Origin of the sequence: Brevundimonas kwangchunensis, assembly GCF_039523815.1 — a bacterium.
Classification (GTDB): Bacteria; Pseudomonadota; Alphaproteobacteria; order Caulobacterales; family Caulobacteraceae; genus Brevundimonas; species Brevundimonas kwangchunensis.
In genome coordinates this window covers 311294-325365 of the sequence record NZ_BAAAGA010000001.1, presented here as the reverse complement: position 1 = coordinate 325365, position 14072 = coordinate 311294, and the positions used below count along the sequence as shown (strand labels likewise).

At 69.2% G+C, this 14072-nt stretch carries 11 protein-coding genes; 3 read left to right on the top strand and 8 right to left on the bottom strand.

Annotated features, from left to right (window positions below):
* Positions 1 to 301: 301 nt before the first annotated feature.
* Positions 302 to 2578: a TonB-dependent receptor gene (locus tag ABDZ95_RS01555; RefSeq protein ID WP_343789318.1), complete on the top strand. Its 2277-nt coding sequence runs from the start codon at positions 302 to 304 to the stop codon at positions 2576 to 2578.
* A gap of 92 nt (positions 2579 to 2670) precedes the next feature.
* Complete coding sequence (locus ABDZ95_RS01550; protein WP_343789315.1) at positions 2671 to 3348, top strand: Fe2+-dependent dioxygenase; 678 nt, start codon at positions 2671 to 2673, stop codon at positions 3346 to 3348.
* A 4-nt stretch (positions 3349 to 3352) separates the two neighbouring features.
* On the opposite strand, the gene ABDZ95_RS01545 is transcribed toward ABDZ95_RS01550, so the two are convergent.
* The 8 genes from ABDZ95_RS01545 to ABDZ95_RS01510 all read right to left on the bottom strand — a co-directional run bounded on the left by ABDZ95_RS01545 (position 3353) and on the right by ABDZ95_RS01510 (position 13047).
* A complete protein-coding gene (locus ABDZ95_RS01545) occupies positions 3353 to 4717 on the bottom strand; it encodes a sulfite reductase subunit alpha (protein WP_343789312.1) in 1365 nt (454 codons plus the stop codon).
* Positions 4714 to 5769 carry an FAD:protein FMN transferase gene (locus tag ABDZ95_RS01540; protein ID WP_343789309.1) on the bottom strand — a complete coding sequence of 352 codons (1056 nt, stop codon included), beginning with the start codon at positions 5767 to 5769 and terminating at the stop codon, positions 4714 to 4716. The genes ABDZ95_RS01545 and ABDZ95_RS01540 overlap by 4 nt, the downstream gene beginning before the upstream one ends.
* A gap of 47 nt (positions 5770 to 5816) precedes the next feature.
* Positions 5817 to 6617: a DUF4198 domain-containing protein gene (locus ABDZ95_RS01535; RefSeq protein ID WP_343789306.1), complete on the bottom strand. Its 801-nt coding sequence runs from the start codon at positions 6615 to 6617 to the stop codon at positions 5817 to 5819.
* 11 nt (positions 6618 to 6628) lie between these two features.
* On the bottom strand, positions 6629 to 7162 hold the full coding sequence (locus ABDZ95_RS01530) for a DUF2271 domain-containing protein (protein ID WP_343789303.1): 534 nt from the start codon (positions 7160 to 7162) through the stop codon (positions 6629 to 6631).
* A 10-nt stretch (positions 7163 to 7172) separates the two neighbouring features.
* Positions 7173 to 7826, bottom strand: a complete 654-nt coding sequence (locus ABDZ95_RS01525) for a PepSY-associated TM helix domain-containing protein (RefSeq protein ID WP_343789300.1) — start codon at positions 7824 to 7826, stop codon at positions 7173 to 7175.
* 54 nt (positions 7827 to 7880) lie between these two features.
* Positions 7881 to 9905 (bottom strand): TonB-dependent receptor, encoded by a 2025-nt coding sequence (locus ABDZ95_RS01520; protein ID WP_343789297.1) that lies wholly within the window; start codon positions 9903 to 9905, stop codon positions 7881 to 7883.
* A 39-nt stretch (positions 9906 to 9944) separates the two neighbouring features.
* Complete coding sequence (locus ABDZ95_RS01515; RefSeq protein ID WP_343789294.1) at positions 9945 to 11543, bottom strand: ATP-binding protein; 1599 nt, start codon at positions 11541 to 11543, stop codon at positions 9945 to 9947.
* A 115-nt stretch (positions 11544 to 11658) separates the two neighbouring features.
* Positions 11659 to 13047: a UDP-N-acetylmuramate--L-alanine ligase gene (locus tag ABDZ95_RS01510; RefSeq protein ID WP_343789291.1), complete on the bottom strand. Its 1389-nt coding sequence runs from the start codon at positions 13045 to 13047 to the stop codon at positions 11659 to 11661.
* Positions 13048 to 13143: 96 nt separating this feature from the next.
* Between ABDZ95_RS01510 and ABDZ95_RS01505 the strand changes: the two genes are divergently transcribed.
* A complete protein-coding gene (locus ABDZ95_RS01505) occupies positions 13144 to 13965 on the top strand; it encodes an LD-carboxypeptidase (protein ID WP_343789288.1) in 822 nt (273 codons plus the stop codon).
* Positions 13966 to 14072: the final 107 nt, after the last annotated feature.

The window sequence follows — 14072 nt, the reverse complement described above, 5'->3', positions numbered from 1 at the left end:
GCGGGAGACATCAGGTGACGATGCGACGGGCGATGTCTTTCGCCCTGAAGGGTGACGCCATGCTGTCGTGTTAGGTCATTGATATGAAATCAAAGTAAAAAACGTCGCGCTCACAGGTGGCCGCCCGGCGATGTAATTCGCGTTCAGGTCGGCTGGTGCGGGTCAGGTCGAAGGGGGTGCGGCGCCTGCGACACTCTGTCAGATTTTTCTGATAATGTGTCGCAAAAGCGCTTGCGAACGGTCGAGGCGGTGATATGCGAGCCGCTCGCAAGTTCACTCTTCCTCCCCCGGAAACCGCCTCATGACCCAACGCGCCGACACGCTCCGCGCCCTTCTGTTCGCCTCCAGCGCCGCTGGCATGTTGGTCGCTTCGCCCGTGATGGCGGGGGACCCGGACGTCGCCGCGACATCGCAGGACGAGCCGGTCACGCTTTCGTCCGTGACGGTCAATGGTCAGCACGCGCGCCGCCAGCCGCAGTCGCCGGAGTTCGTGGCGCCGCTCGTCGATACGCCGCGCGCCGTCACGGTGATTCCACAGCAGATCATCGAGCAGACCGGTTCGATGTCCCTGCAGGACATCCTGCGCACCTCGCCGGGCATCACCTTCGGCGCCGGCGAGGGCGGGCAGCCGCTGGCCGACCGTCCGTTCATCCGTGGCCAGTCGTCGGGCAACAACATCTTCGTCGACGGCATTCGCGATTCGGGCGGCCAGCAGCGCGAGGTCTTCAATCTCGAACAGGTCGAGGTCGTGAAGGGGCCTGACTCGGTCTACTCCGGCCGCGGCTCGGGCGGCGGCAGCGTCAATCTGGCGTCCAAGGCGCCGCGCCAGCAGACGTTCAGCCACTACAGCCTCGGCGCTGGAACGGACGGGTATCTGCGCGGCACGCTGGACCAGAACTGGGATCTGGGCGGCACGGCCGCCCTGCGTCTGAACCTCATGGGCGCCGGGGGCGATGTACCTGGTCGCAATTCGGTCGACTACGACAAGTGGGGGCTCGGCCTGTCGCTGGCGGCCGGTCTCGGCACGCCGACGACCGCGACCATGAGCTACTACCATCTGGATTCGAACCAGATGCCCGACTACGGCATCCCGCTGTTCACCAAGATCGGCGTGCGCACGACCGAAAGCGGCGTTCTGGATGTGCCGTACGACAGCTTCTACGGCATTCACAGCCGCGATTACCTGCAGAACACCGTCGATACCTTCACCTTCGATGTGCGGCATTCGTTCGGCGAGGCGGCCACCCTGCGCAACGTGACCCGCTGGTCGCACACGCTGAACGACTACGTCGTCACCAATCCGGGCGATGGCGGCAACATCACCAACAACGGCGTCGCCCTGATCGGCGGGACCTACTGGATGAAGCGCGGGACCAAGTCGCGCTGGAATCCGGCGACCACCATCGCCAACGTCACCGACCTGCATGGCCGGTTCACCACGGGCGGCCTGCGTCACAGCTACGATCTCGGTCTGGAGCTGGCGCGCGAGGACAACCGCAACGCCTCCTACACGATCACCACGCTCAGCGGCTCGGCCTGCCCGGCCCCGCTGACCGGCTTCGACTGCACCCCGCTGTACAATCCGAACCCGCAGGATCCCTGGACCGGCACGATCACGCGCGGCCTGATCAGCGACAGCAAGACCGACACGATCGGTCTCTATGCCCTCGACTCCATCGAGATCGGCCGTCGCTTCATCCTGAACCTCGGCGTCCGGTACGATGACTATTCGGTCGAGGGGACCACGGCGTCCGGTACTGTCGCCGCGCCGGTCTACACGCCGGTCGGCGGCGACTGGGACTTCGTCAACTATCAGGCCGGACTGGTCTACAAGCCGACCGAAAACTCCAGCGTCTACGTGTCCTACGCCACCTCGTCGACGCCGCCGCTGACCGCGGCCGGCGACCAGAACACCGGCGGCAACGGCACGGGTACGGGCACCCTCCTCAGCACCGTGCTGGATCCTGAAGAGACCACCAGCTGGGAAGTCGGCGCCAAGGCCAACCTGTTCGGCGACCGTCTGGCCCTGTCGGGCGCGGCCTTCATGCTGAAACGCGAGAACGCGCAGGTGCTGACCAACAGCGCGACGACGCCGCCCACCTACGCCCAGATCGGCGAGGTCGAGGTGCGCGGCATCGAATTGGGCATCTCGGGCAACATCACGCCGCAGTGGCAGGTGTTCGGCGGCTATTCGTGGATGGACTCCGAACTGGTTCGCGGCGCCCAGGGCAACGTCAACGAGGGCGATCCGCTGGCCAACACGCCCGAGCACACGGTCAGCCTGTTCAGCACGTACCGCGTGACGCGCCGCCTGAGCCTGGGCGGGGGCGTCTACTATCTCGCCGACACCTTCGGCGGAAACCAGGGCGGCGCCGGGGGCGGCGCCAACCGCATCTATGCGCCGGAGTACACGCGCCTGGACCTGTTCGCCTCGTACGATCTGAACGAGACCGCCAGCCTGCAACTGAACGTCCAGAACGCGGGCGACGAGGAGTACATCATCCGGACCAACGGCGTGCACCATGCCGACGTCGCTCCGGCCCGTCAGGCGACGCTGACCCTGAATCTGCGCTACTAGGGCTTCCCGGCCCGAGGCCCGGTGCGCAGAGCCCGGGGCAGGTTTCCTGATGGCCTGCCCCGGGCTTTACTGCGTCAGGACGGAGAGCGTTCATGCTGCTGCACATTCCCGGCGTGTTCACGAAGGACGAGGTCGCGAGCCTGCGCGCGCGGCTGGACGCCGGGCCTTGGGCGGACGGCAACGCGACCTCCGGCCACCAGTCGGCGACCGCCAAGGTCAACCGCCAGCTGCCCGAGGACAGCGCGGAAGCGCGCGAGGTCGGCCAGTTGGTGCTGCAGGCGCTGAACGCCAATCCGATGTTCGTGTCGGCCGCCCTGCCGCACACGATCTTTCCGCCGCTGTTCAATCGCTATGAGGGCGGCGAGCATTTCGACGTCCACGTCGACAATGCGATCCGCCAGCGGGGCAGTGTCCGTATTCGCAGCGACCTGTCCTGCACCCTCTTCCTGTCGGAGCCCGAGGACTACGACGGCGGCGAACTGATCATCGAGGAGATGTACGGGGCGCAGTCAGTGAAGCTGCCGGCCGGTGATCTGGTGCTCTATCCGTCCAAGAGCCTGCACCGGGTGACGCCGGTGACGCGGGGTGCGCGGGTGTCGAGCTTCTTCTGGCTGCAGAGCCTGATCCGCGACGACGCCGACCGCGAGACCCTGTTCCGGATGGATGTCGCCATCCAGCGCGTGAATGCGGACAAGGGGCCGAAGGATCAGGCGGTGCTGGAGCTGACGGCCGTTTATCACAACCTGCTGCGCCGCTGGGCCGAGGTCTGAGCCCTTAGTAGACGTCGCGCCGATATCGGCCGGCCTCGGTGAGCTCCAGCAGGCGCTCCTCGCCCAGCACGGTTTCCAGCGCCGCGTGGACGCCCCTGGACATGCCCTCGAGGCTGCCGCAGACCATGATGGTCGCGCCGCGATCGACCCAGTCCTGAACCTCCCGAGCGTGTTCGGCGATCAGCGCCTGAACGTAGCGACTATCGCCGGCGTCGCGCGAGAAGGCGCGGTCGAGGCGGGTGAGGCGGCCCGAGGCGAGGGCGGCGGTCAGTTCGGCGTCCAGCAGGGCGTCGTGGGCGCGGGTGCGCTCGCCGAACAGCAGCCAGGCGCCGCCGTGCGTGTCGCCGCGCTCGAGCAGATGGGCGCGCAGACCGGCCAGACCCGTGCCGTTGCCGATAAGGATCAGCGGGATCGCGGCGTCCGGGCCGTGGAAGCTGCGGTTGGTGCGGATGCGCATGTCGATGGCGTCGCCGACGGCGAGGTCGTGCGTGAGCCAGCCCGAGGCGAGGCCCGGCGTGCCGTCCGGATGCGTCATGCGACGGATGATGAACTCCGCCCGGCCCGAGGCGGGCAGGGTGGCGACCGAGTACTCGCGACTGCCGGGCGAGGGCTCGCCCTCACGCGCGGGCAGGCCGATCTCGGCGATGTCGCCCGCCTTCCAGACAGGGGCGTGATCGACGGGTTCGAAGGCCAGCAGATGGGCCTCGCTGCCGGGACTGCCGGGGTTCAGGTGACGGCGCTCGACCAGGGTCCATCGGTCGTAGGCCGGGGGGGTCCAGTCGGCCTGCACCGTGGCGCCGATCATCAGACCCAGCTGGTGTTGCCAGTGGCGGATGGCGCCGGTGTCGCCATTGTCGACCTCGACGCGGTCGAAGATCGGCTCGGCGCCCGACCGTTTCAGCCAGCCGTCCAGAGCGCGGCCGAAGCCGCAGTATTCGGCATAGGTCCGGTCGCCCAGCGCCAGCAGGCCGTAGGTCACACCAGTCAGGTCGACGGGCGCGGCCATGGTCTGGCGCACGAAGCGCGACAGGCTGTCGGGCGGATCGCCCTCGCCGGTGGTCGCGGCGACGATCAGCACCCGGCCGGCGGCCATCAGCTTGGCGGCGGACAGGTCGCCCAGCGAAACGACGCGCGCGGGCGTGCCGGCGTCGGACAGGCTGCGGGCCGACATCCAGGCCAGTTCCTCGGCCAGTCCGGTCTGGCTGGCGAAGGCGATCAGCAGGGCGTCGCCGGACCCGGCCAGCGCCGCGGCCTTCTCGGCCGCCTTGCGCCGCGCGCGAGCCCGGACGAAAGCGACCGCCCCGATGGAGGCGAACCACAGGGCTACGGCCAGCGCCGCCCACAGCCAGCGAATGGGATCGGTGGTCACGCGCCCTCGTCCAGCATGGCCTGGAAGGCGGGGGTGACGATCTCGGTCAGGCCGGTATCACCGCGCACGACGAAGGCGGCGGCGATCTTCATGGCCGTGGCGAAGGCCGGGCCTTCAATCGGTCCCATAACGGTCAGGGCCGTGGCCATGGCGTCGGCGTACAGGGCGGTGTCGGCCAGCACGGTGACCGAGGCCACGCCGTTGTCGATCGGTCGCCCGATGCGGCCGTTGAGCGTGTGGCTGTAGCGCTGGCCATAGGTCTCGAAGCCACGGACCCAGTCGCCGGAGGTAGCGACGGCCAGATCGAACAGGGCCACGAGGGTGCGCGGCTCGGGCGAGCCCGGCGCCTGCTGCAGCTCGGTCCACCACGGGCGGCCATCGGGCTTCACGCCCCGGCCGCGCAGCTCACCCCCGATCTCGACCAGATGGCTGGTCGCGCCCAGCGCGTGCAAGCGCTCGGAGACGACATCTACGGCATGGCCCTTGGCGATGCCGGACAGGTCCAGCTTCATCTCGCCGGACTGCTGCACGGCGCGTTGCTGCCGGTTGAGGCGCAGGGATTGCCAGCCGGATCGGGCGCGAGCCTCCGCGACCTCGTCATCCAAGGGCAGGGAGGGGGCGGTTCCGAAGCTGTCGAGCGGACGCGGTCCGGGCGGACCGAAGCCCCACAGATCGACCAAGGCGCCGAGCGTCGGATCGACGGCGCCGTCGGTGTCGTCGGCGATATCCATGGCCTTGTTCAACAGGTCCCAGAAGGGCTGTGATACGGCCCAGAAGCCTTCGGGCGCGGCGTTGAAGCGGGCCAGTTCGGACGTCGGCTCCCAGTGGCTGAACAGGGCGATGATCCGCGCCAGTTCAGCCTCGATGGCGGACTGGAAGGTCTCGCGCGTCTTGCCGGGCGGCGGGACGAGGGTCACCGCCCAGGTCGTGCCCATGGTCTCGCCGGCGAAGTCCCAGAGCAGGTCCGAGGGCGGGCGCTCGGGCGCGCGGTCGTGGTTCGGGATCAGGACCCGGTTGTAGGGACCATCCGCACGCGCGGAAGCGCCGCCCACCGTCAGAGGGGGCGGCGCGCCGCGGCTCGAGGACGGCCGGCCGTCGGTCAGGGCAGCACTTCCACGACGCCGTTGTACTGGGCGTTCGAGGCCAGCTGGCCGGCCGAGGCTTCCGAACGGACCGAGGCGTTAACCCAGTACATGCCGGCTTCCGGCCAGGTCACCGAGAAGGAGCCGTCGGCGCCGGTCTTGACCGTGATCTCTTCCGGATTGTCACGGTAGCGGACGCCGCCGCGGGCGATGGTCACGTCCAGGTTGGCGGCCGGCTGACCGTCGCGGACCAGCTTGAAGGTGGCGGCCTCGCCGGCGACCAGATCGTTCGGGTGGGTGACCGGCACCAGCTCGATGCCTTCGCCGGTCGGCGTCAGGGCGGTGGTGCTGGGCGCGCCGAGGGTCACGAAGGTCTCGATGCGGCTGTTGCTGCGCGTGGCGACCACGTCGGTGGCGTCGGCAGGGATGTTGGCGGCCATCTCGGCCTCGGCTCCCCGCCAGCGCTTCTGCTCGCCGCCCTGCTTGTAGCTGACGATCACGCCGCCCATCACGTTGGCGACGCGATAGGTGCCCTGCTGGGTCATGTGCAGATCGAAGCTGGAGCGGTAGCGGGCGCGGTTCATGTTCTCCGGCGCGACGGTCGAGCCGTCCGGCGCGGTGATGACCAGCCCGGCCAGGTTCATCGCCGCGTGGTCCGGTATGAAGACGCCATTGGACATGCCGGCGTCGAAGCCGACCCAGCCGTCCGTGCCCGACAGGACGGTGGCGGTCGGCGCCAGCCAGGCGCGGTGAGCCTGCGCCGCCAGCGGCAGGGCGAGGGCGGCGAGGGCCGCGACGATGGCGATGGATTTCTTCATGGCTGCGATCCTTAGCGGGAAACGGTGACGTTGACGGTGCCGAGTTCGGTGCGGCCGATGGCACGACCCGAGTTCGGACCGCCCCAGCGGAAGGGCACGCGGACGACCTCGCGGCCGCCCAGCTCACGGGCGGCCTCGACGGCGATCTGATAGTTGCCGGCCGGCAGGTTGCGCAGCTGCGCGCCGCGGACGACGACGTTGTGACGGCCCGGCGCCTTGGTGGCGCTGGAGACGCCGTCGGCAGGCAGGGTCATGCCGCGGCCGAGACCGCGCCACCACGAGCGCATGTCCTTCAGCCAGTCCTTGCCCTCGGCGACGTTCGAAACCTCGTACCAGACAGCGAGGGTGCGCACGGGCGTACCGGCGGCGTTCGCAGCCGAGCCCGCAGGCGGCGCCTGCTCGATCCAGACCGAGACATAGGGGCGGTGATAGGCGGCGACGCTCAGGCGCGGCACCTCGATCGAGACGGTCAGATCGGCGGCGGCCGCGGGGGCGGCGATGGCTCCGAGCGCAGCGGCGGAGGCGGCGAGGGTCACGGGACGCATGGGCTACTCGTCAGTGAATGAAGATCAGGGCGATGATGACGGGGATCAGCACGCCCAGACCCAGCAGGGGCCAGGTTGAGGGGCGCTGTTTCGCGTGCATCCAGGTGAGGGCGAAGCCGGTCACCGCGAAGATCACGCAGGCGACGGCGAAGACGTCGATGAACCAGAACCAGACCTTGCCGGCGTTCCGGCCTTTGTGGAGGTCGTTCAGATAGGCGATCCAGCCGCGCGTGGTGCGCTCGCGCAGGGCGTCGCCGGTGGCGCGGTCGATGGTCAGCCAGCCGTCGCCGCCAGGCTCGGCCAGGGCGACGTAGATCTCTTCCGGCGTGGTCTCGGTCGGGCGGCCGGCGATCTGGACCTTGAACTGGTCCGAGGCCCAGCGCGCGACAGCGTCCGGGACCGGATCGGTCGTTTCCTGCGGGAAGGTCGACAGGCGCTCCAGAAGGGGGGCGGGCAGGACGGCTGTGGCTTCGACCGTCTCGACCTGACCGGGGATCTGGGCGGCGTGGTTCAGGGTGATCCCGGTGACGGCGAACAGCAGCAGGCCAACCAGGCTGACCGCCGCCGAGATCCAGTGCCACTGATGCAGCTGCTTCAGCCAGAACGACCGCGTGGCGTTCAGGGCTTTCTTCGGCTTCGGCGAGGGAACAGCGGTCTCGGTCACGCCCGGCTTGTGCCGAACATGCGAACCATTAGCAATAGGTCCTGCGGCAGGCTGTCAGCGCGTCAGTCGCAATCCCACGGACAGTGTGCGCGGCGGGCCATAGCCAGCGACGCCATTGCCGGTTTCCGAAACCTCAATCTCCTCGTCCAGCAGGTTGCTGGCGGCGATCCAGAGCGCCGTGTCAGATGACAGCGACCAGTCCGCGCGCAGATCGACGGTCGCCCCCGACTCCAGCACACGGCTGTTAAGGTCGTCCTCGAACCGGCGGCTCTCCCAGCGCAGGTCGGCGGCGAGGGCGAGGCGGTCGGTCGCCTGCCAGTCCATGCCGGCGGTCGCGCTCCAGATCGGGGCTTGGGCCGGGCGAAGCCCGGTCAGCTGCTGCGCCGCCGCACCGCCGTCGACGTGAGCGTCCGTGCCCGCCACGGCGGCGCGCAGGGTCAGGGCGTCTGTGAGGACGAGGCGGCCATCCAGCTCGATCCCAGTCGCCTTGATGGTCCCGGCATTCTGGCGCTGGCGCAGGACGCCCCCGGCCGGAACGAAGCCCGCGCGGGGGAAGGTCGCGGGGCCCGAGCCGATAGTGACGTTAACGATGGCGTCCTCGATCTCGGTCCGGAAAGCGGTCGCGGTCAGCGAAGCCCGCTCGCCGGTCCAGCTCCAGCCGGCCTCGATACCCTTCACCCGCTCAGGCTCCAGCCCGGCATTGGCCTCGGTCAGGTCGTTGCCGACCCGGAAGGGGCGGTGCAGTTCGTTCAGCGTTGCCGGCCGGAAGCCGGAGTAGGCGGCGGCGCGCAGGGCTTGGCCGCCGCCGAGGTCGCGGCGGACGCCGAGGCGCGCGCTGACCACCTCGCCCGACCGATCCGGATCGGTCTCGTCCAGTGTCGGCAGGCCGGTGGCGCGGTCGCGCTCGAACCGGCGGCCGGATGCGTTCTCCCAACGGTCCACGCGCAGGCCGCCCGCCGCAAGCCATGGCCCCGCGGTGACGCTGCCGTCGGCGTAGAGGCCCGCCACAAACGTCTCGCCGCCAGCGATCCGATCACGGGTGAAGGCGCCGCCCATGTAGCGGAACAGCTCGCGGGTCTCGCCCTCGGCGAAGCGGGCGTCGGCGCCGACCTCAAGCTCCGTCCGGCCGATGCCGGAGACGCCGACCCAGCGTGCGGCGGCGTTCACGCCCCAGCCCGTGGCGGGCGTCTCGAACTGGTCGTTGGCCGGCGTGGTCGTCGCGCGATCCGCGGCGACCGCGGCCGAGGTGTTGGCCAGATCGCTCTCGCGTCTCCACGCCTGCAGGCGCCAGCCCAACCGGTCCGCGCGCGGCTGCAGCGCGGCCGTCGCGGACAGGGCGTTGCCTGAGGCGGTCGCCCGCGCTCCGGCGAGACCCGAGCCGCGCTCCTCCTCAAAGGCGGAGGCGCGCAGGGCCAGCATCGCTTCGCCCACCGGCAGGTCCGCGCGCAGGGCGGCGGAACGAACTTCAAGATCCAGCGGGGTGTCGGCGGCGCCCTGGTTTGCGCCACGCACCGGGACATAGCCATCGCTGGTTTCATAGAGGCCGGAGGCGACGATCCGCGCCGGGCCGATCTGCATGGCCCCGGAACCGGACAGCCGGGCTCCGCCATGTTCGGAAAGGCCGCCATCGACGGTCCAGCCCGTGTCGCGTTCGCGCAACTGGATCACGCCGGTCAGGGCGCCAGCGCCGTACGGTCCCGCGCCCGCGCCGCGCACGATGTCGAGGCCGGACAGGCTTTCCGTCGGGACCTGTGACCAGATCACCCAGCCGCCGAACGGATCGTTCAGCGGCACGCCGTCCAGCGTTACGAGGGTTCGGCCCGCGCCCGACGGTGCGATGGCCCGCAGGCTGATACCCTGTGTCGTGGGATTGGCCGACAGGCTGGAGGTGCGGCGGAACAGGGAGACGGCCGGAACCTGCGCCAGTGCCTCGTCCAGTCGTTGCTCGGCCCTCAGGTCGCGATCGTCGAGACGAATGACGGAGAAGGCTGCCTCACTGGCGGCGGAGGGCAGCCGGGCGCCGGTGACGACGACCTCGGAGAGCTGGGCGGGGGCGGGCGGGGGAGCGTCCTGGAACATGCGAGCGTGACAATACCCGACTGTTGATCAGGTTGCGCGTCAGGCGGCCTCGGCGGCCATCGGTCGCGTCAGGACCCTGCGGATGGCGTTCAGCAGCACGTCCGGCTGGATCGGCTTCTGGGCCACGCCGTCCATGCCGGCGGCCAGATAGTCCTGCTCGTCGCGCGGATCGGCATTGGCGGTCAGGGCGAGGATGGGCAGGGTCGCGACGGGGCCGCGCAGGGCCCGGATGGCGCGGGTCGCCTCGACCCCGTCCATCACCGGCATCTTCACGTCCATCAGCACCAGATCGAAGACGCGGGCCTGTACGGCGTCCACCGCCTCCTGCCCGTTTTCCGCGGTCTCGTGGGTGCAGCCGAACAGCTCCAGCACCTTGCCGGCGACGAAGCGGTTGGCGGCGTTGTCGTCGACGACCAGCACATGCAGCGTCTCGTGCGGCGTGGCCGGCTCCAGCTCCGGGCCGGCGTCGATCGAGGCTGCGTCAGCCAGCGGCAGATTCAGATCGAACACGAAGCGGGCTCCGCCGAAGGGCGAGCGTTCCACCCGGATGCCGCCGTGCATGCGCTCGACGATCTGACGACAGATGGCCAGACCCAGGCCTGCGCCGGCGCCCTCGCGCCCGGCCTTGCCGGTGTTGAAGGGGTCGAAGATCGTCCGGGCGGTCTCGTCGTCGATGCCGGGGCCGCTGTCGTCGACGCTCATGGTGATGGCGGCGGCGTCGCCCCCGATCCGCGACCGGATGCAGACCCCGATCCGGCCGGCGGGCGTGAATTTGATGGCGTTGCCGATCAGATTGTTCAGCAACTGCTTCAGCCGCATCTCGTCGGCGACGACATGGCTGGCGTCGAGGTCGCATTCGACCTCCAGCGACAGGGCCTTCTCCTCGGCGCGGGGCGTCCAGAGTGCGGCCAGATCCCGGGCGACGCCCTCCAGACCGACCACCCCATCCTCGAAGGTCATGATGCCGGCCTCGGCGCGCGACATGTCCAGGGCGTCGGTCAGCAGACGCAGCAGGCTCTGACCCGAGTCGAGGATGGTGCGGACGTAGGGCTTCATCGCCTCCTGCGTCAGCTCCCGCTCCATCAGGGCGGCGACGCCCAGCACGCCGTTCAGGGGCGTGCGGATCTCGTGGCTCATGACAGCGAGGAATTCGGACTTGGCGCGGCTGGCGGTGCGGGCCTCCTGTTCGGCACGGGCCAGGTCGCGGGCAAGGGCGCTCATGGCCTCGGCCCGGCGGCGATAGACCGCGCTGCCGGCCTGCAACAGATGAACCCCGGCGCCGACGCCGACATAGCGGCCCTTGTCCACCACGATGAAGCCGTTCAGCAGGGCGCCGAGATTGCCGCCCTCGACGTCGCCGAAGAGGTCCTCGACCTCCGCGTTTGCGTCGAGAACGCGCGGCGAAGGCTCCATGAAGCTGGAGGCGGGTCTGCGGGCGTAGAGGGCGCGGCCGAACTCGGCCGCCATGCGCAGGGTAAAGGCGTTTCGCTCTACGAGGCCGACCGGGCGCTCATCGGCGTCCACCACGGCGATGGCGAGGGTGTCCGGCTCGTTCTCGAAACGCTCGAAAACGACCGCGCCGAGCGTGTCGGGCGTGATCGGCGCCGAGCCGCTGGCGAAGTCACCGATCCTGGCCATGTACGCAAAACTCCCCGCAGGTCGGGGCGCTTATCGAGCCGCAGCGCTTAACGCCGGCTTTTCCGAACGTGAAAGTTTCAAGATATTGTCTTGAAAATCAGTCCGTAAGCGGACGTCAAAGACGTATCAGCAGATCGGCCGCGAAGGTCGACAGGGTGTCATCCCGCGCGCCCATGACGATGATCCGGTCGCCCGGCTGGGCCAGCTCGACCAGCCGGTCGCCGCAGGAGTCGCGGGTGGGCAGGGCCTCGGCCTGTCGTCCGGCGGCGCGGACGCCCGACGCGATGTCCTCGCTGCCCACGCTGCGGTCTGTGGTGCCGCCGTAATAGACCGGCTCGGGCATCAGCAGGACGTCGTCCGGACGCATCAGGCCGGCGAAGCTCTCGATGAACTCCGACTTCATCAGCTTCAGCGGGCCGAAGCCGTGCGGTTGGAACAGGATCAGCAGCCGGCCTTCGAAGGCGTGCAGGGTCTTGAGCGTGGCGGCGATCTTGTCCGGGTTATGGGCGAAGTCGTCGATGACGGTGACGCCATTGGTCGTGCCCACCACCTCCATCCGGCGACGGATGCCGCTGAAGCCCTCCAGCGCCCGCACGGCCTCGGCCAACGGCACGCCGAGCGCGCGGACCGCGCCGAGGGCGGCAAGGGCGTTCGCGACGTTGTGCGCGCCGGGCACGTTGAGGATGGCGGAGACGCTCTCCCCGCCGCGCTCGGTCAGGGTGAAGGCCATGCCGGTCGGGCGCGGCTGCAGATCGTGCGCCGACAGGGTCGCGGTCTCATCGCCCAGCGCGAAGGTGACGACCTTGGCCGCGGGCAGGCTCTGGGCCAGCGCCGCCGTCTCGGGATTGTCGAGGTTCAGCACGGCGGTCGAGGCGCGGGCGGTGAAGCCGCCGAACAGCTCGCGCAGCTCCTCCATCGACTTGTGATCCAGCGAGATGTTGGAAACCACGGCGACGGTCGGATCGTAGCGGGCGATGGAGCCGTCGCTCTCGTCCACCTCGGACACGAACAGGTCCGGCCCGCCGATCAGGGCGCTGGCGAAGGGATGGTCGGCGTCGGCGAAATTCTTCATCACTGCGCCGTTCATGACGGTCGGCTCACGGCCCGCCTGATGCAGGATCCAGGCGGTCATGCCGGTGATGGTCGACTTGCCCGAGGTGCCGGCCACGCCGATCGAGGCCGGGGCGGCGTTGAACAGCCGGGACAGAAGTTGCGGCCGGGTCAGGATGGTCGCGCCGGCCCGCTTCGCCGCGCCGATGTCCGGCACGGTGTCCTCGACCGCGCCGGTGGCGACCACGATCTGATCCGCGCGGGTGACTCCCGAACCGTCCTGCGGATGCAGGGTCACGTCGTGGGCTTCCAGCCAGGCGAACTTCTCGGGCGTGCGGCCTTGGTCGCGCGAGCGATCAGAGCCCTCGATACGGTTTCCGCGGGCCTGCACGATCATCGCCAGAGGCAGCATGCCGGAGCCGCCGACGCCGCAGAAGAAATAGTCGTTCGCCATGACCGCTGAGTAGAGGGCGAAACGGGCGAGGGGAAGGGATTGGTTCGCGAGCCCGGCGCGGCTTATGAAGGGACACACACTCCGGGGACAGCAGTCTTGAAGATCGGCATCGTCAACGCCAGTTCGCGCTTCGCCGAGACGCGCGGGGAGGCCATCAAGGCCTGGTTCGAGGCCAATGTGCCCGACAGTTCGATCAGCTTCGTCTTCCATCCGGCGGTGTTCCAGAAGCATGGCCATTTCGGCGGAGATGACGCCACGCGCGCCAACGCCTTCGTCGAGTTCGCCAATGACCCGCGGCTGGATGCGATCTGGTTCGCCCGCGGCGGCTACGGCTCGTGCCGGATCGCCGAGGCCATCCTGCCGCGCCTGACCGACGAGGCGCGGAAGAAGCGCTATCTCGGCTATTCCGACGCCGGCAGCCTGCTGGCCATGCTCTACAAGGCCGGCTTCCCGCATGTCGCCCACGGGCCGATGGCGTCGGACGCGGTGCGCAGCGATGCCACGGCATGGCGGGCGCTGGACTGGCTGAAGAAAGGCGCGTCATCGTCATGGGAGCCGACCCTGCATGAGGACCCGCGCCCGGCGGTCGCCTTCAACCTGAGCATCCTCGACGCCCTGGTCGGGACGTATCTGGAGCCGGACCTGACCGGCCATGTCCTGATGCTGGAGGACGTGTCCGAGCCGCTCTACCGGATCGACCGGATGATGTTCCATCTGACCGCCCAGCCCTCGATCCGACGGGTGGCGGGCATTCGACTTGGGCGGGTGTCGGAGATCATCGAGAACGATCCGGACTTTGGCCTGACGCCCGAGGAAATCGTTCGCTACTGGTGCCAGCGCTCCGGCATCCCCTACCTTGGCGGGGCGGACATCGGGCACGATCGCGAGAACAAGGTGGTGCCTTTCGGCCACCGTTAACCCAAACTTTCTCGCACACGGGGAAAGCGATGGACAATGTGACCATATCTGGGCACATGTCGCGCCAACGGAGTTCTGGCGCGTTGATCGCAGCCGGCTCTGGGACG